This window comes from Burkholderia sp. MSMB1459WGS (genome assembly GCF_001534535.1).
GTDB lineage: Bacteria > Pseudomonadota > Gammaproteobacteria > Burkholderiales > Burkholderiaceae > Burkholderia.
The window spans coordinates 144,446-168,272 of sequence record NZ_LPMU01000013.1 but is presented as its reverse complement, the minus strand read 5'-3'; the positions used below and the strand labels follow the sequence as shown (position 1 = coordinate 168,272).

19 protein-coding genes are annotated in these 23,827 nt (G+C 66.7%); 2 read left to right on the top strand and 17 right to left on the bottom strand.

What is annotated here, in order from left to right; translation table 11 throughout:
- Positions 1-174: 174 nt before the first annotated feature.
- The 3 genes from phaC to WT97_RS06550 form a co-directional block, all read right to left on the bottom strand.
- Positions 175-2,037, bottom strand: a complete 1,863-nt coding sequence (gene phaC, locus WT97_RS06560; RefSeq protein ID WP_060353170.1) for a class I poly(R)-hydroxyalkanoic acid synthase — start codon at positions 2,035-2,037, stop codon at positions 175-177.
- A 360-nt stretch (positions 2,038-2,397) separates the two neighbouring features.
- Positions 2,398-3,237: a peptidoglycan editing factor PgeF gene (gene pgeF / locus WT97_RS06555; protein ID WP_059505031.1), complete on the bottom strand. Its 840-nt coding sequence runs from the start codon at positions 3,235-3,237 to the stop codon at positions 2,398-2,400.
- A 6-nt stretch (positions 3,238-3,243) separates the two neighbouring features.
- Complete coding sequence (locus WT97_RS06550; RefSeq protein ID WP_060353169.1) at positions 3,244-4,449, bottom strand: RluA family pseudouridine synthase; 1,206 nt, start codon at positions 4,447-4,449, stop codon at positions 3,244-3,246.
- Between the two features lie 41 nt (positions 4,450-4,490).
- Here WT97_RS06550 and WT97_RS06545 point away from each other — a divergent pair, with 41 nt between their 5' ends.
- Positions 4,491-5,315, top strand: a complete 825-nt coding sequence (locus tag WT97_RS06545; RefSeq protein WP_034207426.1) for an outer membrane protein assembly factor BamD — start codon at positions 4,491-4,493, stop codon at positions 5,313-5,315.
- A 120-nt stretch (positions 5,316-5,435) separates the two neighbouring features.
- On the opposite strand, the gene WT97_RS06540 is transcribed toward WT97_RS06545, so the two are convergent.
- From WT97_RS06540 to WT97_RS06530, 3 genes are all read right to left on the bottom strand, one after another.
- Positions 5,436-7,685, bottom strand: coding sequence for an ATP-dependent DNA helicase (locus WT97_RS06540; protein ID WP_059504905.1), 2,250 nt, complete (start codon positions 7,683-7,685; stop codon positions 5,436-5,438).
- 55 nt (positions 7,686-7,740) lie between these two features.
- Positions 7,741-7,956: a YdcH family protein gene (locus tag WT97_RS06535; RefSeq protein WP_006478692.1), complete on the bottom strand. Its 216-nt coding sequence runs from the start codon at positions 7,954-7,956 to the stop codon at positions 7,741-7,743.
- Between the two features lie 76 nt (positions 7,957-8,032).
- Positions 8,033-8,782 (bottom strand): hypothetical protein, encoded by a 750-nt coding sequence (locus WT97_RS06530; protein ID WP_060353168.1) that lies wholly within the window; start codon positions 8,780-8,782, stop codon positions 8,033-8,035.
- A gap of 160 nt (positions 8,783-8,942) precedes the next feature.
- Here WT97_RS06530 and WT97_RS06525 point away from each other — a divergent pair, with 160 nt between their 5' ends.
- Entirely contained in the window at positions 8,943-11,267 is a 2,325-nt protein-coding gene (locus WT97_RS06525) for a Tex family protein (protein WP_059790776.1), read from the top strand.
- A 111-nt stretch (positions 11,268-11,378) separates the two neighbouring features.
- Here WT97_RS06525 and WT97_RS06520 read toward each other — a convergent pair whose 3' ends face one another.
- The 11 genes from WT97_RS06520 to bamB form a co-directional block, all read right to left on the bottom strand.
- Positions 11,379-13,295 (bottom strand): potassium transporter Kup, encoded by a 1,917-nt coding sequence (locus tag WT97_RS06520; RefSeq protein WP_034207430.1) that lies wholly within the window; start codon positions 13,293-13,295, stop codon positions 11,379-11,381.
- Positions 13,296-13,567: 272 nt separating this feature from the next.
- Complete coding sequence (locus tag WT97_RS06515) at positions 13,568-14,164, bottom strand: phosphoribosyltransferase (protein WP_006485899.1); 597 nt, start codon at positions 14,162-14,164, stop codon at positions 13,568-13,570.
- A 7-nt stretch (positions 14,165-14,171) separates the two neighbouring features.
- Positions 14,172-15,518, bottom strand: coding sequence for an adenylosuccinate synthase (locus WT97_RS06510; protein WP_059504911.1), 1,347 nt, complete (start codon positions 15,516-15,518; stop codon positions 14,172-14,174).
- Positions 15,519-15,631: 113 nt separating this feature from the next.
- The gene (locus tag WT97_RS06505; protein WP_006496416.1) at positions 15,632-16,780 is read right to left on the bottom strand and encodes an ATP phosphoribosyltransferase regulatory subunit; all 1,149 of its coding nucleotides are present in this window, start codon (positions 16,778-16,780) and stop codon (positions 15,632-15,634) included.
- 113 nt (positions 16,781-16,893) lie between these two features.
- Positions 16,894-17,085 (bottom strand): DUF2065 domain-containing protein, encoded by a 192-nt coding sequence (locus WT97_RS06500; RefSeq protein ID WP_034207433.1) that lies wholly within the window; start codon positions 17,083-17,085, stop codon positions 16,894-16,896.
- A gap of 36 nt (positions 17,086-17,121) precedes the next feature.
- Positions 17,122-18,021 carry a protease modulator HflC gene (gene hflC / locus WT97_RS06495; RefSeq protein ID WP_059790775.1) on the bottom strand — a complete coding sequence of 300 codons (900 nt, stop codon included), beginning with the start codon at positions 18,019-18,021 and terminating at the stop codon, positions 17,122-17,124.
- A gap of 15 nt (positions 18,022-18,036) precedes the next feature.
- Entirely contained in the window at positions 18,037-19,383 is a 1,347-nt protein-coding gene (gene hflK / locus WT97_RS06490) for an FtsH protease activity modulator HflK (protein ID WP_059504915.1), read from the bottom strand.
- 47 nt (positions 19,384-19,430) lie between these two features.
- Positions 19,431-20,603, bottom strand: a complete 1,173-nt coding sequence (gene hflX, locus WT97_RS06485; protein WP_179949341.1) for a GTPase HflX — start codon at positions 20,601-20,603, stop codon at positions 19,431-19,433.
- 72 nt (positions 20,604-20,675) lie between these two features.
- A complete protein-coding gene (gene hfq, locus WT97_RS06480) occupies positions 20,676-20,915 on the bottom strand; it encodes an RNA chaperone Hfq (RefSeq protein ID WP_006399927.1) in 240 nt (79 codons plus the stop codon).
- A 141-nt stretch (positions 20,916-21,056) separates the two neighbouring features.
- On the bottom strand, positions 21,057-22,394 hold the full coding sequence (gene der / locus WT97_RS06475) for a ribosome biogenesis GTPase Der (RefSeq protein WP_052100298.1): 1,338 nt from the start codon (positions 22,392-22,394) through the stop codon (positions 21,057-21,059).
- Positions 22,395-22,641: 247 nt separating this feature from the next.
- Positions 22,642-23,787: an outer membrane protein assembly factor BamB gene (bamB, locus tag WT97_RS06470; protein WP_059504919.1), complete on the bottom strand. Its 1,146-nt coding sequence runs from the start codon at positions 23,785-23,787 to the stop codon at positions 22,642-22,644.
- Positions 23,788-23,827: the final 40 nt, after the last annotated feature.

Genomic DNA, 23,827 nt, shown 5'->3' with positions numbered 1-23,827 from the left:
CCGCAATCTTTGCCAGCGAGCCGCCGAATTTGCCGACCGCGGTCCGCGCGGCCGATACGATCACTACATCCGTCATTTCCCTTTCCTCCAGGCCCGCACGACACGGCGCGTCGTTACCGGCCCCGTTAAAAAACTGCGGTGCGCCGGACAGCGTGCGCCGCTGTCCGGTTTTCGTCAATCGCGCTGCAACACGTAGCGCCCGGGCGCCGGCTCGATCGCCGGGAATTGCGCTGAACCCGGCTGGGCCGGCGGCGCGACCTTACGGCCGCCGTACGCGTCGAGCCACTCGACCCATGTCGTCCACCAGCTTCCGGGCTGCTCGGTCGCCGCGGCGAACCAGTCGTCCGCGGATTCGGGCAGGTCGTCGTTGACCCAGTAGCTGCGCTTCTTCTTCGCCGGCGGGTTGATCACGCCCGCGATGTGCCCCGACGCGCCGAGCACGAACTTCAGCGGGCCCGACAGGATCGACGTCGATGCGTAGGCCGTCTGCCACGGCACGATGTGATCCTCGCGCGAACCGTAGATGAACGTCGGCACGTCGATCAGCGACAGGTCGACCGGTTCGCCGCAGACGGTCAGCGCCCCCGGCTCGCGCAGCTTGTTTTCGAGATAGGTATGGCGCAGGTACCACGCGTACATCGGGCCCGGCAGGCTCGTCGAATCGCTGTTCCAATACAGCAGGTCGAACGGCGCGGGCGTGCGGCCCTTCAGGTAGTTGTCGACGACGTAGTTCCACACGAGGTCGTTCGGCCGCAGGAACGAGAACGTGTTCGCGAACTCGACGCCGCGCATCAGCCCCGGTTGCGTACCGTTCTTGCCGCCGATGGTTTGCTCGCGCATCTGCACGTGCGCCTCGTCGACGAACACGTCGAGGATGCCCGTATCGGTGAAGTCGAGCATCGCGGTGAGCAGCGTCATCGACGCGGCCGGATGTTCGCCGCGCGCGGCGAGCACCGCGAGCGCGGTCGCGAGCATCGTGCCGCCGACGCAGAAGCCGAGCGTGTTGATCTGCTCGCGCCCGCTGATCTGCTGCACGGCGTCGATCGCCGCGAGCAGCCCTTCGTTCATGTAGTCGTCCCACGTCTTGTGCGCGACCGATGCATCCGCATTGCGCCACGACACGAGAAATACCTGATGACCGTTCGACAGCGCATGCGCGACGAGCGAATTCTCGGGTTGCAGGTCGAGGATGTAGAACTTGTTGATGCATGGCGGGACGATCAGCAGCGGCCGCTCGAACACCTTGTCCGTCTTCGGCGTGTACTGGATCAGCTGGATCAGGTCGTTCTCGTACACGACCGCACCCTCGGTACACCCGAGATTCTTGCCGACCACGAACTGCGATTCGTCGGTCTGCGAAATCTTGCCGCGCTGCAAGTCGCCGAGCAGGTTCATCATCCCTTGCCGCAGGCTTTCGCCCTGCGTTTCGAGGATCGATTTCTGTGCGTCGGGATTGAGTGCGAGGAAGTTGCTCGGCGCGGCGGCGGCCGTCCATTGCTGGACCGTGAAACGAATGCGCTCGCGCGTCTTCGGATCGGTCTGAAGCGCGTCGGCCAGCTCCTGCAGATAGCGCGCGTTGAGCAGATACCACGCGGCCGCGAAGGCATGCGCGGGCGATGCCTTCCACGCGTCGCCGCTGAAGCGGCGGTCTTTCAACTCCGGGGGCTCGAGCTTCGCGGCGGCCGCCTGCTGCATCAGCGTCATGCAGTCGCGCGCGTAGTCGGCCTGCAATGCCTGGAGCCGTTCGGGCGGAATCGCGGCAACCGGCAGCTTCAGCCCCGCGAGCGGCGACGCCATCGCGCCGAGGTCGGGCATCGACGGCATCTGGAACGGAAACGACGTCGGGAACTGGAATGTCGCGAACGGGTTGACGGAGGCCGATGCCGTCGCGGCGCGTGCCGGATCGGCAAAACCGCGCCACGCGTTCAACCACGACTCGAACATCTGCTGCATCGGCTGGGCGGCCGGATCGAAGCCGGTACTGCCCGCGGAAGTGCCCGCATGAGCGGACGTCGACGAATTTTTCGATGCTGTCATTACCTGCCTTACCGGTGATTCGTGAGCGTCAATCGTGAAATCCTGCTCGCGCGCGGCGTGCCGGCTGCGAGCCGGGCCGTCATGCTCTGGAGAGGCGTCTCCAGATTCTGCCGCAGTGCGGTATTTTTATCATTATCGTTTTCCCCATGTGAAGCGCCCGGTCGAACCACTGAACATTTCCGCGCGGAGATAATCCGCGCACGATAGACGGGACAAGGGTTCCGGCGAAACATAAAATGTTTTGCCTGACTTGACGTCGGGATTTTTCATTCAGTCGCGCATGCAACGCCGCATTGCCGCCTCAATATCGAGATAACCCGATTTCGCGGCGCAACAAAACCGGCGCGCATGCGCATGCAATCAATCGGCCAGCCAGATCGCCGCGGCCATGCGGCCCGTCACGCGGTCGCGCCGATACGAATAGAAGCGCGCGCGCTCGGCGACCGTGCAGGCCGTCCCGCCGCTCACGTGCACCACGCCCGCACGCGCGAGCCGCAGGCGCGCGAGCGCGTAGAGATCGGCAAGAAACTTGCCGGGCGCGCCGTCTCTCGCGACGAACGCACGACGGGTTTCATCATGCTCCGACTGCGGAGCCGTGTCGAGAAACGCGTCGCGCACGTCGGCGCCGACCTCGAACGCCTGCGGGCCGATCGCCGGCCCGAGATAGGCATGCAGCGTGTCCGCCGTCCCGCCCGCGAGCGCCGCGACGCGCGCGGCCGTCTGCTCGACGATGCCGGCCGAGAGCCCGCGCCAGCCCGCATGCGCAGCGCCGACCGCGCGGCCCTGCGCGTCGCACAGCAGCACGGGCAGGCAATCGGCCACCATCACCACGCAGACGGCGCCGGCCCGATCCGTGACGCTCGCGTCGGCCTGCACCGGCGCCGTGGCGGCAGGCGCCGCGGCGATCACCTCGTCCGCCCGCACGATCTGCGCGCCGTGAACCTGCTCGAGCCATGCGGCGCCCGACTGGCCAGCGAGGGCGAGCAGGCGCGCGCGATTGACGGCGACATGGTCGGGATCGTCACCGGTATGCAGGCCGAGATTCATCCCGCCCGCCAATGCCGCCCCATCCTGCCAGCGCCCGTACGGGCCTTCGCTCACGCCGCCGTCGCGCGTCGTGATCAGCGCACGCACGCGCGGCGACACGCGCCAGTCGGGCTGCACGCAGTCCTGCCACGTCAACGGCGCCAGATTCGTCATCGGCACTCACTCCTCCTCATCGTCCAGGTACGGCTCGTCGTCGTGATACTCGCCGCCGAAATCGTCATCGCCGTAGGGATTGTCGTCGTCGAATTCCTCGTCGCCCTGCCCGAAGCCGAGCGCCGCGACCAGTGCGTTCATGTCGTCCGGCAGCGGGCAGCGCCACTGCATCGCCTTGCCCGTGACCGGATGCACGAGACCGAGCCGCCACGCATGTAGCGCCTGTCGTGCGAACCCGTCCGGCAGCGGCGCGACCGAGCGCTTGCCGCGCGCACGCCCGTAGACCGGATCGCCGAGCAGCGGATGCCCGGCGTGCGCGCAGTGCACACGGATCTGATGCGTGCGGCCGGTTTCGAGATCGCATTGAATCGCCGAAACCGGCTGACGTTGCCACAGACATGTGTCAACCGTGCGGAAATGCGTGCGCGCGGGCTTGCCCGAGGCGCCGGTGACCACGGCCATGCGCGTGCGCTCGCGCGGGTCGCGGCCGATCGGCGCGTCGATCGTGCCTTCCTCTGGCATCGTGCCCCACACCAGCGCGAAATAGCGGCGCTTCACCGTGCGGGCCTGCAACTGGCGCACGAGGTCCGTCTGCGCGGCCAGCGTGCGGGCGACCACCATCAGGCCGGACGTTTCCTTGTCGAGCCGGTGGACGATCCCCGCGCGCGGCAGGCCGGCCGCCGCGTCGCCGTAGCGATGCAGCAGACCGTTGAGGATCGTGCCGCTCCAGTTGCCGGCGGCCGGATGGACGACGAGACCGGCCGGCTTGTTGATGACGACGAGCGCGTCGTCCTCGTAGATCACGTCGAGCGGCACGGGCTCCGGCGTGAACGCGAGCTGCTCGGGCAGCAGATCGGGCACGAGCTCGATCTTCGCGCCCAGCGGCACCGGCTGGCGGATCTTCGCCGGCGCGCCGTCGACGAGCACGCGCTGCGCCTCGATCCAGCTCTGCAGGCGGCTGCGCGAGAATTCGGGGAACAGTTGGGCGAGCGCCTTGTCGAGACGTTCGCCCGCGAGCGACAGCGGCACTTCGACGATGCGCGGCGCGTCGTCGTGCGCCGCGGACGGCACCACGGGCGGCTGCATGGCGTCGCCGGCCAGATCGTCATCGAGGGAATCCCCCGACGCAGCGTCGGCGGGCCGATCGCTTGGGCTATAATCTTCGCGATTTGGTGTGCCCGGCTGGGCATTCTGCGAACTTGAACGGGTCATTTAGACTGGGTCACCGAGACTTGAAGCTAGGACATGCGAGCATGATGAATTCGACCAAACGCACGGCCAGAACCGTCGCCGCCCGGGCTGCGGCGGTAGCGGCCGCGGCCCTCATCGCCGGCTGCCACGGCTTGCCGCAGAAGCAGGACGAGACGGCTACCTGGTCGAACAACAAATTATACTCAGAGGCCCAGGACGCACTGTCCGGCGGCGACTGGGGCAAGTGCGCGAAATATTTCGAATCGCTGCAAGGCCGCGATCCGTTCGGCCATTTCGCGCAACAGGCGCAGATCAACGTTGCATACTGCAACTGGAAGGACAACGAAGCGGCGGCCGCCGACCAGGCCGTCGATCGCTTCATCCAGCTCCACCCGGATCATCCGGATATCCCGTACGCGTACTACCTGAAGGGGATGATCCACTTCAACGACGATCTCGGCCTGTTCGGTCGCTTCTCCGGCCAGGACATGAGCGAACGCGATCCGCAGGCGCTGCGCGAATCGTACGATGCGTTCAAGGTCGTCGTCGATCGCTTCCCGAAGAGCAAGTACGCGCCCGATGCGGCCGCGCGGATGCGCTACATCGTCAACGCGCTCGCATCGCACGAAGTGCATGCGGCCGACTACTACTATCGCCGTGGCGCGTATGTCGCGGCGATCAACCGTGCCCAGCTCGCGATCAAGGACTACAAGGGCGCGCCGGCGATCGAGGACGCGCTGCACATCATGATCCTGTCGTACGGCAAGCTGAACCAGCCGGAACTCGCCGAGGACACCAAGCGCGTGCTCGCGGGCACGTTCCCCGACAGCCCGTACGTGACGGGCCATGCGCGCCCCGGTGCGAAGAAGTCGTGGTGGCAGTTCTAAGCACGGCGCGCTGCAACACCCGTTGCGCATACGAAAAACCCGGCCATCGAGCCGGGTTTTTTATTGGCGCCGCATTCGGTTGACGCCAAGGCGTTCACGCGGCAAGCGCCGCGCGTGCGCTCACGCGCGCTTGTCCGCGCGGTGCTCGTCGAAGAAATCCTGCACGACCGCGATCTCGCGTGTGCGCTTGAACGGCGGCAGGCTTTGCCAGATCCGGCGCCCGTAAGGCTTGTCGACGAGCCGCGTATCGCAGATCATCAGCACGCCGCGATCCGTCTCCGCGCGAATCAACCGGCCCGCACCCTGCTTCAGCGTGATCACGGCCTGCGGCAGTTGATGCACGGCGAACGGGCTCAGCCCCTTCTTCGTCAGCGCATCGAGCCGCGCGGCCAGCACCGGATCGTCCGGCGGCGCGAATGGCAGCTTGTCGATCACGACCAGCGACAATGCATCGCCGCGCACGTCCACGCCTTCCCAGAAACTCTGGCTGCCGACCAGGATCGCATTGCCGTACGCGCGGAAGCGGTCGAGCAGCTCGGTGCGGCTCGCGTCGCCCTGCACGAGCAGCGGCATGTTCCAGCCGCGCGACTCGATCGCGTCGCGCAGCTTCGACGCGATCCGGTCGACCGCGCGCAGCGTCGTGCACAGCATGAACACGCCGCCGCCGGATGCCTCGATCGCCGGCAGCGCGGCATCGAAGACGGCGTCGGTAAATGCCGGCGAAGACGGCTGCGGGAGGTTGCGCGGCACGTACAGCAGCCCCTGCGACTGGTAATCGAACGGACTGGCGAGCGTCATCGAACGACGCGAGCTCAGGCCCATCTGCGCCGCGTAGTGCGTGAAATCGCCGCGCACCGACAACGTCGCCGACGTGAATACCCATGCACGCGGTACGCCCGCACGCTGTTTCGCGAAAATCGGCGCGACCGACAGCGGCGTTTCATGGAGCTGGACGGTATGCGCGAACACCTCGACCCAGCGCACCTTCTCGTTCGGATCGCCGTCGGCGGCCGCGTTGTCGCCGGCCGCCGACGCATCGGCCTTCGCTGCCGCTTGCGCCGCGCCGGGCGCGACCCAGCCCGCCAGCAGGTCCTGCAGCTCGCGGGCGCGCCGCAGGCACGCGCCGAGCGATTCCGCGCGCTCGGCCTGGCTCGCGAGCGCCGATGCGAGCGCATCGAGCGCAACGTCGAGCGCGTCGAGCGCACCGAACATCGGGTGATCGTCGCCGAGCTGTGCGAGCGACATGCGCACGATCTGGTCGTTCGCGAACGCGAGACGCAAGTCGCGCGCCGCGCGCTCGAGATCGCCGCCGAGCTTCACCCACTCCACTGCGTCGCGCGCATGGCTCAGGCCTTCGGCGACCGTGTCGCGCGCGAGCTCGAGGATCTGCGTCGTCGACAGCGTCTCGCCGAAGAACAGCGTCGCCGTTTCCGGCAACTGGTGCGCTTCGTCGAAGATGATCGTGTTCGCGTTCGGCAGCAGTTCGGCCATCCCCGTGTCGCGCAGCATGATGTCCGCGAAGAACAGGTGATGGTTGACGACGACGACGTCGGCCTGCTGGGCCTCGCGCCGCGCCTGCATCACGAAGCATTCCTTGTAGTGCGGGCATTCCTGGCCGAGGCAATTGTCGCGCGTCGACGTGACCATCGACCACACGGGCGCCGTTTCCGGCACGCTCGCGAGTTCGGCCTTGTCGCCGCTCTTCGTGATTTTCGCGAAGCGGACGATTTCCTGCAGATACGCGGTATCCTGCCGCGACGGCAGCCGGCCGTTGTCGGCCGTGCGTTGCAGGTAGTAATGGCACAGGTAGTTCGAGCGTCCCTTGAGCATCGCGACCGTCACCGGCACCGCGAGCGCGTTGCGCACGGTCGGGATGTCGCGCTGGAACAACTGGTCCTGCAGGTGCTTCGTGCCGGTCGACACGATCACCTTGCCGCCCCACAACATGGCAGGCACGAGATACGCGTAGGTCTTGCCGGTACCCGTGCCGGCCTCGACGATCAGCGTGTTGTCGCCTGCGTCGTTGTCGGATTCGGCCGCTGCGGCGTCATCCGCGGCCGGCCCGGCCGCCTTGTCGCCGTCGCCGAGGCGGCGCGCCGGCCGCTTGCGGGTTTCGAAGATCTCGGGATCGGGCATCCGGCGTGCGGACGCCTCCATCGCGGACGCGACCGCGCGCGCCATCTCGATCTGCGACGTACGCGGCCGATAGCCGTCGAGCGCGCGCGCCAGCAACCCGCCTTCGCCGAAGATCGTGTCGAGTTCGTCGACGCGCTTGCGGCTCAGCTCGAAAGTGCCTTCGGGCGCACGAACGCGCCCGGCGGACGTCGTGTCACGCCGGGCATCAGGGGTGGCTTCAAGCGGTGAATTCAAGGCAAGCGTTCCTGTGTCCAGCGCCCGAGCGGCGCCGGCGCTTGCCAGGCCGCGCTCAGGCGCGCTTATCCGGTTCGAGCTGCGATTGCAGCAAAATGATTTTGTCCTTGGCGGCCAGCTTTTCCTTCTTCAGCCGGTGCAGCGTGATGTCATCGATGTCGGAGTGTCCTTCCTTCAGCTCGATCTCCCGAGCGAGCTGCTGGTGCTGCTCCTGCAATGCAGCCAAACGGTTGTGCAATTCCTGCTGCTGTTCCGTGTGACGGTTTTGCATACCTGCCTCCTCATCGAAGCAGCGCGACGGCTGGCGTGCCGACGCGCCCGAGACTGAGCCCGATCAATTCAACACGTTACTGCCCCTGCTGTTGCTGCCTGGCCTTCTCGGCCGCTTCCTGCTGACGCCGCTCGACATCGGCCTTGTGCTGCGCGGCTGCCTTCTGCTTCTGCTCGTAGCGCGTGGCGTTGTCCGCCCGCTCCTGCGCCTTCTGCGCCGCCTGCTGGTGCGCCTGGTCGAGCTTGCGCTGGAAATCCGCCTGCTTCTGGTCGTATGCCTGCCTGTTCGCCGCGCGTTGCGGGCCTTCCGCGCCGCGCTGCGCCTGCTTCAGTGCATTCTGCTCCTGCTTGTCGCGGAATGCAGCCGCGTTCGCCGCGTCGGTCGCCGCCCGCTGCGGCGCTTCCGCCGCGTTCCGGGCCTGCTTCAGCGCCTGCTGCTGGTCGCGCTGCTGCGCCCGCACCGCGCGCTGCTCGTCGTTGAGCGCGAGCTGCTCCTGGCGAATGCTCGCGCGCTCCTCGCGCATCTGATCGCGCGCCTTGCCGAGACAGTGGTTGACGAAGAACTTGCTGTAACAATCGTGCTCCGCCACCGCATAACGATAATCGTTTTCCGCGGAGCGTTGATTGAGCACTTTTTGACGGGCGTCGAAATCCGGGGCGGCGGAGGCTGCAACGGGCGCGGACGCGGCGGCGTCCGGCGCGCTGGCGCCCTGGGCCTGCGCGAATGCGCCGGAAGGCCCGGCAGACAAAGCCGCGGCGAGCGCTGCGCCGAGCGCGACGAGAGAAATGCGGGAAGTTGGCAACGTCGTAGGAAAGCTGCGGGACATGTGTCAAATTCTATCACCCCCGGCTGGACGCTCCGCCATTTATGGCAAAATGCCCCGCTTCATTCACCCGCGGCCTCTGGCCCGGCGGGCCAGCCGGGCAGCCCGCCGCTCCGGGCCTGCCGGCCCGCGCCGCGATTTCAGCAGGCAGACCATCCACGACATGACGGAAACCGTAGCACTCAAGATCGTACAGCGCATCGCCACCGAACTGTCCGTCCAGCCGCGCCAGGTCGCGGCGGCCGTGCAACTCCTCGACGAAGGCTCGACCGTTCCGTTCATTGCCCGGTACCGCAAGGAAGTGACCGGCAATCTGGACGACACACAGTTGCGCCAGCTCGAGGAACGCCTCCTGTACCTGCGCGAGCTCGAGGATCGCCGCGCCGCGATCCTGTCGAGCATCGACGAACAGGGCAAGCTGACCGACGAACTGCGTGCCGCGATCGACGCGGCCGACAGCAAGCAGGTGCTCGAGGACCTTTATCTGCCGTACAAGCCGAAGCGCCGCACGCGTGCGCAGATCGCCCGCGAGGCCGGCCTCGAGCCGCTCGCGCAGGCGCTGCTCGCGAATCCGCTGCTCGACCCGCAGACCGAGGCGGCCGCGTATGTCGATGCCGACAAGGGCGTCGCCGACGTGAAGGCCGCGCTCGACGGCGCGCGCGACATCCTGTCCGAACAGTTCGGCGAGACGGCGGAGTTGCTCGGCAAGCTGCGCGACTACCTGCACGCCCAGGGCGTCGTGTCGTCGGCGGTCGTGGAGGGCAAGGAAAACGAGGAAGGCGAGAAATTCCGCGACTATTACGACTACGCGGAAACGATCAAGACCGTGCCGTCGCACCGCGCGCTCGCGCTGTTCCGCGGCCGCAACGCGGGCGTGCTGACGATCAAGCTCGGCCTCGGCGAAGAACTCGACGCGCAGGTGCCGCATCCCGGCGAGGCGATGATCGCGCGCCATTTCGGCATCGCGAACCAGAATCGCCCGGCCGACAAATGGCTGTCCGACGTCTGCCGCTGGTGCTGGCGCGTGAAGGTGCAGCCGCATATCGAAAACGAACTGCTCACGCAACTGCGCGAAACGGCCGAAACCGAAGCGATCCGCGTCTTCGCGCGCAACCTGAACGACCTGCTGCTGGCCGCACCGGCCGGCCCGAAGGCCGTGATCGGTCTCGACCCCGGCCTGCGCACCGGCGTGAAGGTCGCGGTCGTCGACCGCACCGGCAAGGTGCTCGCGACCGACACGATCTACCCGCACGAACCGCGCCGCGACTGGGACGGCTCGATCGTGAAACTCGCGCGCCTCGCCGCGCAGACGCGGGCCGAACTGATCAGCATCGGCAACGGCACCGCGTCGCGCGAAACCGACAAGCTCGCGAGCGAACTGATCGCGAAACACCCGGAGCTGCGGCTGCAGAAGATCGTCGTGTCGGAAGCCGGCGCGTCGGTCTACTCGGCGTCCGAGCTCGCCGCGAAGGAATTCCCGGAACTCGACGTGTCGCTGCGCGGCGCCGTGTCGATCGCCCGCCGCCTGCAGGACCCGCTCGCGGAGCTCGTGAAAATCGAGCCGAAGGCGATCGGCGTCGGCCAGTACCAGCACGACGTGAACCAGCGCGAACTTGCCCGCTCGCTCGACGCGGTCGTCGAGGATTGCGTGAACGCGGTCGGCGTCGACGCGAACACGGCGTCGGCCCCGCTGCTCGCCCGTGTGTCGGGCCTGAACGCGACGCTCGCGCGCAACATCGTCGACTATCGCGACGCGAACGGCCCGTTCCCGTCGCGCGAGCACCTGCGCAAGGTGCCGCGCCTCGGCGACAAGACCTTCGAACAGGCCGCCGGCTTCCTGCGCATCAATGGCGGCGAGAATCCGCTCGACCGCTCGTCGGTGCACCCGGAAGCGTATCCGGTCGTCGAACGGATGCTCGCGAAGATCAACAAGCGCATCGACGACGTGCTCGGCAACCGCGAGGCGCTAGCGGGCCTGTCGCCGATGGAATTCGTTGACGAACGTTTCGGCCTGCCGACCGTGCGCGACATCCTGGCCGAACTGGAAAAGCCGGGCCGCGATCCACGCCCGGAATTCAAGACGGCCACGTTCCGCGAAGGCGTCGAGAAGGTCTCGGATCTCGTGCCGGGCATGACGCTCGAAGGCGTCGTGACGAACGTTGCCGCATTCGGCGCGTTCGTGGATATCGGCGTGCACCAGGACGGCCTCGTCCACGTGTCCGCGATGTCGACGAAGTTCATCAAGGATCCGCACGAAGTCGTGAAGGCCGGCCAGGTCGTCAAGGTGAAGGTGATCGACGTCGACGTGAAGCGCCAGCGCATTGCGCTGACGATGCGCCTCGACGACGACGTGGCAGCACCCGGCACGTCGTCGCGCGGCGGCCAGGATCGCGGCAACGCGGGGCGCGGCGCAGCCCGTCCGCAGCGTACGCGCGAGCCGGAACCGGCCGGCGCGATGGCCGCGGCATTCGCGAAGCTGAAACGCTGAGTCGAAGGCGTCGACGCACAAAAAAACCCGCCGAAAGGCGGGTTTTTTTATTACTTCGGCGAAGCGCGCAGCCCGATTCGGCATGGGCCGCATACGCGGCCCGCTCGCCCGTCAGATCTCGATCTTCGTCCCGAGCTCGACGACGCGATTCGCCGGAATCGAGAAGAAATCGGTCGGTTTCGCCGCGTTCTGATGCATCCACGCGAACACGCGCTCGCGCCAGATCGACATGCCGGGCAGATGCGTCGGCACGACCGTTTCGCGCGCGAGGAAGAACGACGTGTCCATCAGCTCGAACGTCATGTCGTGCGTGCGGCCGAATTCCTCGAGCACGGCCTTCACGTCCGGCGTCTCGTTAAAGCCGTACTCGGCCTTGACGATGTACAGTCCGCCGCCCGCATCACGCGAACTCAGGCGCCTGTCGTCGCGCACGTACGGAATGTCGCGCGTGACGAACGTCAGGAAAATGGTCCGCTCGTGCAGCACCTTGTTGTGCTTCAGGTTGTGCAGCAGGCTGACGGGCACGAGTTTGTCGTTGCCGGTCAGGTAGATCGCGGTGCCCGACACGCGGTGCGGCGGATGCGCGAGCAGCCCCTGCAGGAACGGTTCGAGCGGAATACCGTCGGCCGCCGTGCGCTCCTTGACGATGTGACGCCCCTTGTACCAGGTCATCAGCAGGAAGAACAGCAGCGCGCCGATGCCGAGCGGCAACCAGCCGCCCTGCGCGACCTTCAGCAGGTTCGCGCCGAAAAAGCCGAGGTCGATCGCGAGGAACACCGCGATGATCGCGCCGACCAGCAGCCGGTTCCAGTTCCACACTTTCACCATCACGACGCACGCGAGCACGGTCGTGATCACCATCGTCGCCGTCACCGCGATACCGTACGCGGCCGCGAGGTTGTCCGAACTCTTGAAACCGACGACGATACAGAGGATCACAAACAGCAGCAGCCAGTTCACGACCGGCACGTAGATCTGGCCGATCGCGAGCTCGGACGTATGCAGCACCTTCATGCGCGGCACGTAGCCGAGCTGGATCGCCTGCGACGTCAGCGAATACGCGCCGGAGATCACGGCCTGCGACGCGATCACGGTCGCGACCGTCGACAGCACGACGAGCGGCAGCAGCCCCCATTCTGGCGCCAGCAGGAAGAACGGGTTTTCGATCGCTTTCGGATTCTGGATCAGCAGCGCGCCCTGGCCGAAGTAGTTCAGCACGAGCGACGGCATCACGAGCCCGTACGCGGCCAACCGGATCGGCTTTGCACCGAAATGGCCCATGTCCGCGTAGAGCGCTTCCGCACCGGTCAGCACCAGCACGACCGAGCCGAGCACGACGTACGCCTGCAGCAGGTGGTCGGCCATGAACGACGCCGCGTAATACGGATTGATCGCCGCGATGATGCCCGGCACGCGAACGATGTGATACACGCCGAGCGCCGCGATCACGACGAACCACAGCACCATGATCGGGCCGAACAGCTTGCCGACCAGCGCGGTTCCGTGCCGCTGGATCCAGAACAGCGCGATCAGGATCACGATCGTGATCGGCAGCACGAGATGGGACAGGTGCGGCGTCGCGATCTCCAGACCTTCGACGGCCGACATCACCGAGATCGCCGGCGTGATCACCGCGTCCCCGTAGAACATGCACGCGCCGAATATCCCGAGCGCCATCAGCGCGCCCGCGACACGGGTTTTCGAGTCGAGCGGCCGCAGCGACAGCGCCATCAGCGCGAGCACGCCGCCTTCGCCGTTGTTGTCCGCCCGCATCACGAACAGCAGGTACTTGACGCCGACCACCAGCACGATGGCCCAGAACAGCAGCGAGATCACGCCGAGAATCGACCCTTCGGTCAGCGGAATGCCGTGCGCGGGGCTGAACGCCTCCTTGAGCGAATACAGCGGACTGGTGCCGATGTCGCCGAACACGACGCCGATGGCTGCTATCGCTAGCGCCCGCATCGAGTGTTGTTGCGTCGAATGCGGCGCGTGTGCGGCGTCGGTCGCGTGAGTCGTGTCGTTCATATGAAGCGTAATAATCGGGTCCGGGTCGGACAAAACGAGCGCTATTCTACTCGCGCCCTCGTGAAACGCCGCCCTGCCGTGTTGCCGTGGAGCCACGTGATCCACGCCGCGCATGCAATCCGGCGCGACCTGTGGCAGGGCTGCCATCATAGCCGGGGCCGCGCCGCCTGCCTATCGGGTGCGCGGCGCGGCCCCGCGGCGCCCCGGCGCGCCAATGAAAAACGGCGCCGCAAGCGGCGCCGTACAAGGCTTTCGTTCGATCGGCCGGCCGCTTACGCGCCCGAACCGTCGCGCTGCGCGCGACCGCGCTTGATCCACGCCTCGAGGTTGTGCGGCCGAACCGTATCCCACTCCTCGAACGGCTGATGAATCCACGGATTCGTCGGCAGGAACTGCGTGTGATAGTCGGGCTTGACCTTCGAGCAACCCTTGTACCAGAGCACTGCCGAACGCACGGCCGTCACGGACGGATAGCGCTCCTTCAGGTGCTCCTGCACGCGCGCGAGCGTGACGCCCGAATCGACGAGATCGTCGACCAGCAGCACGTTGCCCGCCAGGTTGCCGCGCGTCATCGTGATGTACTGCGCGATGTCGAGCTCGCCCTGCTCGGTGCCGGCCGCTTCCCGGTACGAACTCGTCGCGAGAATCGCGAGCGGCACGTCGTAGATGCGCGACAGCTGGTCGCCAACGCGCAGGCCGCCGCGCGCGAGGCACAGGATCTGGTCGAACTTCCAGCCCGAGGCGTGCACCTGCAGCGCGAGCAGCTCGATCAGCCGGTGATACTCGTCCCAGCCTACCCACAGGTTCTTGTCGTCGTTGCGCGGATCGGTCATCAAGTCTGCCGCCGTCATCGTGATTTGCTGCGTCATCTGGGAATTACACCTTGAACGGATGGCGGAGCAGGATCGTTTCGTCGCGGTCCGGGCCCGTCGACACCATGTCGACCGGCACGCCAGCCACTTCCTGGACGCGGGCGAGGTATGCCTGCGCGTTCGCCGGCAGTGCGTCCCACGTATTGATCCCGACGGTGCTTTCCTTCCAGCCGGCGAACGTCTCGTACACCGGTTCGCAACGCGCGACATCGACCGCGCCGCGCGGCAGGATGTCGACGTCCTTGCCGTCGACCTGGTAGCCGACGCACAGCTTGACTTCGTCGAGGCCGTCGAGCACGTCGAGCTTCGTCATGCACAGGCCCGACACGCCGTTGATCTGGATCGAGCGGCGCAGCGCGGCCGCATCGAGCCAGCCGGTGCGGCGCGGACGGCCGGTGACCGAACCGAATTCCTTGCCGACGTTCGCGAGCGTGACGCCGATCTGGTCCTGACGCTGCGGGTTGTCCGCATCGTACAGTTCGCTCGGGAACGGACCCGAACCGACGCGCGTGCAATACGCCTTCGTGATGCCGAGGATGTAGTTGAGCTTCTGCGGACCGACGCCCGCGCCGGCCGACGCCGCACCTGCGACGCAGTTGCTCGACGTGACGAACGGATAGGTGCCGTGGTCGATGTCGAGCAGCGTGCCTTGCGCGCCTTCGAACAGCAGGTTCTGGCCCGCATTGTTCGCGTCGTACAGGCGGCGCGACACGTCGGCCACCATCGGCTTCAGGCGGTCGGCATAGCCGAGCATCGTGTCGAGCGTGGCCTGGAAATCGACGGCCGCGCCGCCCAGATACTGGGTCAGCACGAAATTGTGGAAATCGAGATTTTCGCGCAGGCGATCGGCGAAGGTCTTCGCGTCGAACAGATCCTGCACGCGCAGCGCGCGGCGGCCCACCTTGTCTTCGTACGCAGGGCCGATGCCGCGGCCGGTCGTACCGATCTTGCCCGCGCCCTTGCGCGCTTCGCGCGCCTGGTCGATCGCGATGTGGTACGGCAGGATCAGCGTCGTGGCTTCGGAGATGAACAGGCGATCGCGCACGTTCACGCCGGCTTCTTCGAGCTCGCCGATTTCCTTGAACAGTGCTTCGGGGGACAGGACGACGCCGTTGCCGATGTAGCAGGCGACGCCTTCACGCATGATGCCCGACGGAATGAGGCGCAAGATCGTTTTCTTGCCGCCGATGATGAGGGTGTGGCCGGCGTTGTGACCGCCCTGGAAACGCACGACGCCCTGAGCGTGGTCCGTCAGCCAGTCGACGATCTTGCCCTTGCCTTCATCACCCCATTGCGTTCCCACGACGACGACATTGCGCCCGGGAGTCACGTTCACTGCGCTGGCAGACATGTTGATTCGTTAGCTGGTTAAAAACGTATTCTACCTATGTTCGCGGGCGATTCCGAATTTTTCCGTTTCGCTTCAACGATATGCACGCCGAAGCACGGCCCGCGAGCACCTCTTTATCGGGGTTCGACCACCCACGCGCCGTTGCGCTCGACGAGCGAACGATCGCACGCGAATTCGTCGAGCACGTGATCGTGGCCCGGCAGCGCCTGGATCACGACCTCGCCCGCATCGCGCAGCGCCGCGACGGCCGCGCCCAACGCATCGTCCTGCGCCCACGGCGCGAGGATCGCGGTGCCGCGCGCCTCGACCGGCGAGATTCGTGCGAGCTCGCGCAGGTCGAGCGAGAAGCCGGTCGCCGGACGAGCCCGGCCATAGGCCTGCCCCACGTGGTCGTAACGGCCGCCGCGCGCGATCGCGTTCGGCACGCCGTCGATGTATGCGCTGAACATCGCGCCGCTGTGATACGCGTAGCCGCGCAGGTCGGCGAGATCGATCGCGACTTCGACGCCCTTCGCCTGCGACGCGAGCTGCGCGAGATCGTCGAGCGCCCGTGTGATTTCAGGCAGCACCGGCAGGCGCGTGCGCGCCTCGGCGAGCACGCTCGCGTCCCCGTAGAGGTTCGGCAGCGCGCGCAACGCGGCGCGCGTGTCGGCGCCGAGATCGTCGGTGAGTTCGTTCAGCAGCGGCACGTCCTTGCCCGACAGCGCGTCGTACAGCGACTCGCCACGCTCGGCGGCCTGCGCGTCGCGCGCCAGCAGCGCCGCGAGCACGCCCGCGTGGCCGAGGTCGAGACGGATGCGCGACAGGCCCGCGAGATGCAGCGCGTCGAGCATCAGTTGCTGGATCTCGAGATCGGCTTCGAGCCCGGCGTGGCCGTAGATTTCGGCGCCGATCTGGATTTGTTCGCGCGTCGCGTGCAGGCCGCGCGGACGCGTATGCATCACGTGGCCCGCGTAGCAGAGACGCGTCACGCCCTGACGGTTCAACAGATGCGCGTCGATCCGCGCGACCTGCGGCGTGATGTCCGCGCGCAGGCCGAGCGTGCGGCCCGACAGCTGGTCGACCAGCTTGAAGGTGCGCAGGCGCAGATCGGCGCCGCCGCTCGTCAGCAGCGACTCGAGATACTCGAGCAACGGCGGCATCACCATTTCGTAGCCGTACGAACGGAAGCGGTCGAGCAGCCTGCGGCGCAGCTCCTCGATCTTGCGCGCTTCCGACGGCAGTACGTCGGCGATATTCTCGGGAAGTAACCAGGTCGACATCGGTACGGTCCTACGACGGGAAACGGCGCGCGACACGCGCGCCGCGAGTTGAATCGGAACTTCGAAATCGGGCGGAACGAACGGCGGATGCGCCGTCCGGATCGGGGCTACGGTCAGGTCGCGAGCAGCAACAGCGCGAGCCCGAGCACCATCACGATCAGCCCGCCGATCCGGATATGATGCGGCGGCCGCTCGGCTATTCTACGAAACGTGTCGCGCCAGGCGACGGGAAACACAAAGGGGAACGCCCCCTCGATGATCAGCATCAGCGCTACTGCGAGCAACAACGAGCCAGCCAGGTCCATGCGAGCGACGGCGCCGCTCGACGCGGCGCCCCAAGGTCAATGTTTGCGGGGAGCGGGCGCCGCCGGTGCGGCACCGCCCGTCGGGCTGCGCATGAAGCGGAAGAACTCGCTGTCGGGATCGACGACGATGATGTCGTTGCGCTTGAACGTATTCCGGTAGGCCCGCAGGCTCGCGTAGAACTGATAGAACTGCGGATCGCGGCCGAACGCATCGGCGGCGATCGTCGCGGCCTTCGCGTCGCCCTCGCCCTTGATCGTCTGCGCGGACTTGTACGCGTTCGCGAGCACGGCCTGCTGCTCGCGTTCGGCGTCGGCCTTGATCTGCTCGACGTCGGCCGCGCCTTGCGCACGCACCTGGGCCGCCTGATCGCGCAACGCGCCGATCATCCGTTGATAGACGGCGTCCGTCTGCGCAGCCGGCAGGTCGACACGCGTGAGCTGGACGTCGACCACGTCGACGCCGAAACCGGCCGCGCTCGCCTTCGCCGCATCGCGAGCCGCATCGGCGATCGCGCGCTGGCCGCCGAGGGCATCGTCGAGCGCGCGCTTGCCGAATGCATCGCCGAGCGCGCTCTTCAGCGTACCGGACAGTCGTTCGCTCGCCGCCGCCGGGTCGCCGCCCGTCGCGGTGAAATATTTCATCGGGTCGCTGATCCGGTACTTCACCGCATACGCGACGAGCAGGTCGTGCTTGTCTTCGGTTGCCAGTTGCAGCGGATCGGACGACTCCAGCGATTGCAGGCGCGTGTCGATCAGCGTCGCCGTCTGCAGCGGCGGCGGCAGCTTGAAATGGACGCCGGGGCCCGCGAGTTCCGGTTGCGTGCCGTCGCGGCCCGACAGCACGGCCGTATGGCGCGGATCGACGGTGAGGACCGTCGACGATGCCGCGAAGGCGACAATCACGATTGCGACGACGAGCGCAATGATTCGGTTCATGTTCTGCGCTCCCCGTTACTTCGTATCGTCTTCACGCGACCGGCTGCGAAACGCTTCGCGCGATCGCAGCACGTCGACACCTGACGCGGCGGCGGCCGATGCGGCGCTCGCCGGCGCGGCTGCAGCTGCCGACGGCGCCGTGACCGCCGGTGCCGACGCCGCATCGGCGGCGGACGCGCCGGCCGACGTCGCGGCGTTTTGCCGGCCCTGCTCGACGAGCTTGTCGAGCGGCAGGTACACGACGCTGTTACCGCCCTTGTTGCCGACGAACACCTTCGTCGCGTTCGAATAGATTTCCTGCATCGTCTCGAGATACATCCGCTCGCGAATGACCGCAGGCGCCTTGGAGTACTGCGCATAGACTTGCTTGAAGCGGTCCGCGTCGCCCTCGGCTTCCGTGACCACGCGATCGGCATACGCCTTCGCTTCGTCGACGAGCTTCGCCGCATCGCCCTGCGCCTTCGGCAGCAGGTCGCTCGCATACGCCTGCGCGGCGCGCTTCGCGGCCTCGCGCTCGTCGCGCGCCTTCGCGACTTCGGCGTAGGCGGCCTGGGTCTGCTCGGGCGCCGCGACGCTCTGCATCGTGACGGCCGTCACTTCGAGCCCCGACTGGTAGCGGTCGAGATCGCGCTGGATCGCGCTGGAAAGCTGCTCGCGCAGCGCATCGCGGTCCTGGTTCAGCATGTCGGCCGCGCTGCGCGTGCCGACGATCGCGCGCACCGCGGCCTGCGCGGCCTGCGACACGCTGCGCTCGGGATCGACGCTGCGGAACAGGTAATCGGTGGCGGAACGGATCCGGTACTGCACGATGAAGCGCACGTCGACGATGTCGGCATCGCGCGTCAGCATCGCGGCTTCCTTCACGTTCGCCAGGCGCACGACGTTATTGCGGCCGATCTCGATCGAGCGGACCTGCGACGTGTCGACGATCTCGTGCGACGCGAACGGATACGGTGCGCGCCAGTGCACGCCCTGGCCGACCGTGCCCGACACCTTGCCGAGCTGCAGCACGACGCCCGTCTGGCCTTCCTGCACGACGAACAGCCCGCTTCCCGCATAAACCGCGACCAGCACGCCGATCACGATGCCGACGCCGACCCGTGCGGCCCGGCCATTGTCGGGACGGAAGCCGTTGCCGCCCTTGCCGCCGAACAGGCCGCTCAGGCGCCGGTTGAAATTGCGCCACATCTCGTCGAGATCGGGCGGACCGTCGCCGTCGCCGCCTGGCGGACGCTTCGATTCGTTCGCGCGGGGGCGGGATCCGTCCTTGCCATTGCCTTCGCCGCGTCCCCAGCGGGGATCGTTGATCGACAGCAAGGCGCGCATCCGCCGCCAGGTACTCCGCTCGTTGTATTCGTTCACCAGAGTTTGTTCACCAGATTGGACGCCGGCGAACCGGCCGGGACCGGTTAGCGCCCGTGTTCGGAAATCGTGTGGTCTTCGTGCGATTCAGCGGACGTGCCATCGAGCGCGTCGGGCAACGTCGCGCTGGAAAGGTGTTCCGCGGAGGCGATTTCGGCGATGGCGGCACGCAACGTATCGAGACCCTGACCGGTGCGCGCGCTCAAAAAGACGCGCGAAATATTACCATACTCGTCCCGCTCGACCGCGTCGCCGCGGGCCGCCAGCTCGGGCACGGCGTCGATCTTGTTGAACACCAGCACCTGCCGGATCGTGTCCGCGCCGATCTCGTGCAGCACGCCGTTGACCTGCTCGATCTGCTCGAGCCTGACCGCGCTCGACGCGTCGACCACATGCAGCAGCAGATCCGCATGGATCGTTTCCTCGAGGGTCGCGCGGAACGCCGCGACGAGTTGGTGAGGCAGCTCGCGGATGAACCCGACCGTATCGGACACGACGATCTGCCCGACCTCGTCGCCGAGGTACACGCGCCGCGACGTCGTATCGAGCGTCGCGAACAGTTGGTCGGCCGCGTACGCCTGCGCTTTCGTCAGCGCATTGAACAGCGTCGACTTGCCCGCGTTCGTGTAGCCGACGAGCGACACCGACATCGTGCCGCTGCGCGCGCGCTGCCGGCGCTGCGTGCTGTGCTGGCGGCGCAGCCGGTCGAGCCGCGACTTCAGCATCTTGATGCGTTCGCCGATCAGGCGGCGGTCGGTTTCGAGCTGGGTTTCGCCGGGGCCGCGCAGGCCGATACCACCCTTTTGCCGCTCGAGGTGGGTCCATGCGCGAATGAGCCGGGTCGACAGGTATTGAAGCTGCGCGAGCTCGACCTGCAGCTTGCCTTCGTGGCTGCGGGCACGCTGCGCGAAGATGTCGAGGATGAGGCTCGTGCGGTCGACCACGCGCCTGTTAAGCGCCTGCTCCAGATTGCGTTGCTGGGCGGGCGCCAGCGCGTGGTTGAAGATGACGATTTCGACGTTGTGCGCGTCGCACGCAAGCCGCAGTTCTTCGGCTTTGCCGCTGCCGATGAACATCTTGGCGTCGGGACTTGAGCGACGGCCCGTGAGGGTGACGGCGGGACGGGCCCCCGCGCTGGAGGCGAGAAGACTGAGTTCTTCGAGACTGGCTTCGAAATCGGTCTTGCCGAAATCGATGCCGACGAGCGCTGCGTTGATCAAATTATCGGGTGTCAAGATAAGGCGGCTGGCATCGGTCGCTCGCGGCGACCGGATGCCGGCCGCTGCAATTGGTTAGGACGAGGCTTCCGCGTCCGGGTGGAAATTCACCGGGCGCGCCGGCACGACCGTCGAGATGGCGTGCTTGTAAACCATCTGGGTCACCGTATTACGGAGCAACACGACGTACTGGTCGAACGATTCAATGTTCCCTTGAAGCTTGATGCCGTTGACGAGATAGATCGAAACGGGAACGTGCTCTTTGCGCAGTGCGTTCAAAAACGGGTCTTGTAACAATTGCCCTTTGTTGCTCATGGCGTACTCCATCTTTTTTTGCAGGTTGATCTGGATTGGCGACGAAGAAAAAGAGATCCGGCGCCAATCGCTACACTATAGCCGATTTTGCCTGCCCCGCCCGGGCATAGGCCATGCGGCCTGGCCGTTGCGGGACATGCGTCAGCCCTTGTCCGCGTACGGGTTATTCGACGAACGGAACTCTATGCGCAATGGAGTCCCGGTCAGCGAGAAAGTTTCGCGGAATCGGTTTTCGAGGTAGCGCTTGTAGGTTTCCGTCACCGCGTCGAGCGCGTTGCCGTGAATCACGATGATCGGCGGATTCTGGCCGCCCTGGTGCGCGTAGCGCAGCTTCGGACGCACCGGGCCGCGACGGCGCGGCTGCTGGAATTCGACGGCCTCGATCAGCGCGCGCGTGAGCTTCGGCGTCGGCAGCTTCGACATCGCCGCCGCGTAGGCGTCGTCGACCGAGCGCATCAGCGCGCCGATACCCGTCTTCTTCGCGGCGGAAATGAAGTGCGATTTCGCGAAGTCGAGGAATTTCAGCTTGCGGGTCAAATCCGCTTTCGCGCGGTCGCGCGCGTGGTCGTCGAGGCCATCCCACTTGTTGACGCCGATCACGAGCGCGCGGCCCTGCTCGACGACGAAGCCGGCGATGTGCGCGTCCTGGTCGGAAATGTCCTGCTGCGCATCCAGCAGAAGAATGACGACGTTCGCGTCGGAAATCGACTGCAGCGTCTTCACGACCGAGAACTTCTCGATCGCCTCGAACACCTTGCCGCGGCGCCGCAGGCCGGCCGTGTCGATCAGCGTGTATTTCTTGCCGTTACGCTCGAAGTCGACGTAGATCGAATCGCGCGTCGTGCCCGGCATGTCGAACGCGATCACGCGGTCTTCGCCGATCAACGCGTTGACGAGCGTCGACTTGCCGACGTTCGGACGGCCGACGATCGCGATCTTGATGCCGCGCGACGGATCGTCCTCGTCCGCTTCCTCGGGCTGGCCCGCGTACGCGACTTCGAGCGCCTCGTTGATCATGTCGGTCACGCCGTCGCCGTGCGCGGCCGAGATCGCGCGCGGATCGCCGAGCCCGAGCTCGTAGAAATCCGTCGCGACCGCCGTGTACTTCATCCCCTCGGCCTTGTTGACGACCAGGAAGATCGGCCGGCCGGTCTTGCGCAGGTAGTCGGCGATCGACTTGTCCTGCGGCGCGAGCCCGTTGCGGCCGTCGACGATGAACACGACGACGTCGGCTTCCTCGACGGCCTGCCGCGTCTGGCGCGCCATTTCGTGCAGGATGCCGTCCTTCGCGACGGGCTCGAAGCCGCCGGTATCGACGACCAGGTACGGCCGCGCGCCGACGCGCCCTTCGCCGTAATGGCGATCGCGCGTGAGGCCCGGCAAGTCGGCGACCAGCGCATCGCGCGAGCGCGTGAGCCGGTTGAACAGCGTGGATTTCCCCACATTGGGGCGCCCAACGAGGGCAATGACCGGTTTCATCTGTGTTTTCTACGGTGAAGCGCAGCAGCGGGAGGCCCGCTGCTGCGGGCGGCTGCGCTGAATGAAAATATCACGAATTCGCGCCGCGCCGGATGCGCGCGCCCGGCGCGCGTTGCGCGCCGTCGTCTTTCGTCTCGAACTGCCTTTCAAATACCGAGCGGCCGGGAACACCGGCCGCTGTCAAGTCGCGTGGCCGCGGCGCGCGGGACCCGCCCGCCACGCCACGGCCACGCCGGTTTCCTGCGCGTCAGCGCGGGCGGAACCCGTACAGGCCGCCGTCCTTCGTCTGCACGACGAGCGTATTGCCCGCGAGGACCGGCGCCGCCGTAATCGCGCTGCCGTCGGTCTTCATCCGCGCGATGAAGCTGCCGTCCTCGCGCGACAGGAAGTGCACGAAGCCCTTGTAATCGCCCATCACGACCGCATGCCCGAGCAGGTACGGCACGCCGACGTCGCGGCTCTTCAGCTTGTCGTTGCGCCAGAGCTGGTTGCCCGTGGCCGCGTCGTATGCGGTCACGACCGACCAGTCGTCGCCGCCGGCGACCACCGAATCGTCCTGCGCGAGGCCGCTGCGGCTCGAGAACGGCTTTTCCCACAGCGGACGGCCCGAGTTCGCATCGAAGCAGCCGAGCTGACCCTGGAACGTCACCGCGCAGGCTTGCGCACCCACGAGCGTCGGCGGGCCGCTGACGTCATTGATGCGCTCGACCTCGGTCACGCCCTTGGGGAACGACACCGGAGTCTGCCAGAACGGCTCGCCCGTCTGCAGGTTGATCGCGACGAGCCCGCCGCCCGGGAAGCCCGCCAGCACGGCCGCGTCGCCCGCGAACGTCATGCCGGCCGACACGCGCAGGTTCAGCGGCACCGCACGGTTGCGGTAGGCCCACTTCTGCTCGCCCGTCTGCGCGTTGAACGCGATCACCTGGCCGTCGATCGTGCGGACGATCACGAGACCGTTACCGACGAGCGGCGGCGAGAAGATCTCGCCCTGCACGCTGGTCTTCCACAGCTGCTTGCCGTCCGGGCCCAGCACGAACACGCCGCCCTTCAACGCACCGACCGCGGTCAGGTTGCCATCGCTGCCGACACCGGCCGACAGGTCCGAACCGACCTTCGAGCGCCAGAGCGTCTGGCCCGTCTTCGCGTCGATCTTCTCGACCGAACCGTTTTCGCCCGCCGCATAGACGGCGTCGCCCACGGCTACCGGCGAGAACAGGTAGCGCCCGCCCTTGCCGACGCTCGCCTTCCAGACCTGTTGCACGTCCAGGACAGGCTTGAACTCGGTGAGCGGCGTCGGCACGCGGCGCGCGTCCTTCGACGACGAGCAAGCCGCCAGAGCGAGGACAGCCGCCGCGCAGGCAACGGGCACAGCGTAACGTTTCAGCAAATTCATCGGTTAGCGAAGCAGAGTTAAGAGGTTGAGGGGACCGGGA

What these genes read in the sequence shown, in the direction of transcription:
- der (WP_052100298.1), bottom strand. Translation starts at nt 22,394, where the DNA reads ATGAAACCGGTCATTGCCCTCGTTGGGCGCCCCAATGTGGGGAAATCC.
- WT97_RS06550 (WP_060353169.1), bottom strand. Translation starts at nt 4,449, where the DNA reads ATGACCCGTTCAAGTTCGCAGAATGCCCAGCCGGGCACACCAAATCGC.
- WT97_RS06510 (WP_059504911.1), bottom strand. Translation starts at nt 15,518, where the DNA reads ATGTCTGCCAGCGCAGTGAACGTGACTCCCGGGCGCAATGTCGTCGTC.
- WT97_RS06515 (WP_006485899.1), bottom strand. Translation starts at nt 14,164, where the DNA reads ATGACGCAGCAAATCACGATGACGGCGGCAGACTTGATGACCGATCCG.
- hfq (WP_006399927.1), bottom strand. Translation starts at nt 20,915, where the DNA reads ATGAGCAACAAAGGGCAATTGTTACAAGACCCGTTTTTGAACGCACTG.
- phaC (WP_060353170.1), bottom strand. Translation starts at nt 2,037, where the DNA reads ATGACAGCATCGAAAAATTCGTCGACGTCCGCTCATGCGGGCACTTCC.
- WT97_RS06500 (WP_034207433.1), bottom strand. Translation starts at nt 17,085, where the DNA reads ATGGACCTGGCTGGCTCGTTGTTGCTCGCAGTAGCGCTGATGCTGATC.
- WT97_RS06535 (WP_006478692.1), bottom strand. Translation starts at nt 7,956, where the DNA reads ATGCAAAACCGTCACACGGAACAGCAGCAGGAATTGCACAACCGTTTG.
- WT97_RS06545 (WP_034207426.1), top strand. Translation starts at nt 4,491, where the DNA reads ATGATGAATTCGACCAAACGCACGGCCAGAACCGTCGCCGCCCGGGCT.
- WT97_RS06505 (WP_006496416.1), bottom strand. Translation starts at nt 16,780, where the DNA reads ATGTCGACCTGGTTACTTCCCGAGAATATCGCCGACGTACTGCCGTCG.
- hflC (WP_059790775.1), bottom strand. Translation starts at nt 18,021, where the DNA reads ATGAACCGAATCATTGCGCTCGTCGTCGCAATCGTGATTGTCGCCTTC.
- WT97_RS06520 (WP_034207430.1), bottom strand. Translation starts at nt 13,295, where the DNA reads ATGAACGACACGACTCACGCGACCGACGCCGCACACGCGCCGCATTCG.
- WT97_RS06525 (WP_059790776.1), top strand. Translation starts at nt 8,943, where the DNA reads ATGACGGAAACCGTAGCACTCAAGATCGTACAGCGCATCGCCACCGAA.
- pgeF (WP_059505031.1), bottom strand. Translation starts at nt 3,237, where the DNA reads ATGACGAATCTGGCGCCGTTGACGTGGCAGGACTGCGTGCAGCCCGAC.
- bamB (WP_059504919.1), bottom strand. Translation starts at nt 23,787, where the DNA reads ATGAATTTGCTGAAACGTTACGCTGTGCCCGTTGCCTGCGCGGCGGCT.
- WT97_RS06530 (WP_060353168.1), bottom strand. Translation starts at nt 8,782, where the DNA reads ATGTCCCGCAGCTTTCCTACGACGTTGCCAACTTCCCGCATTTCTCTC.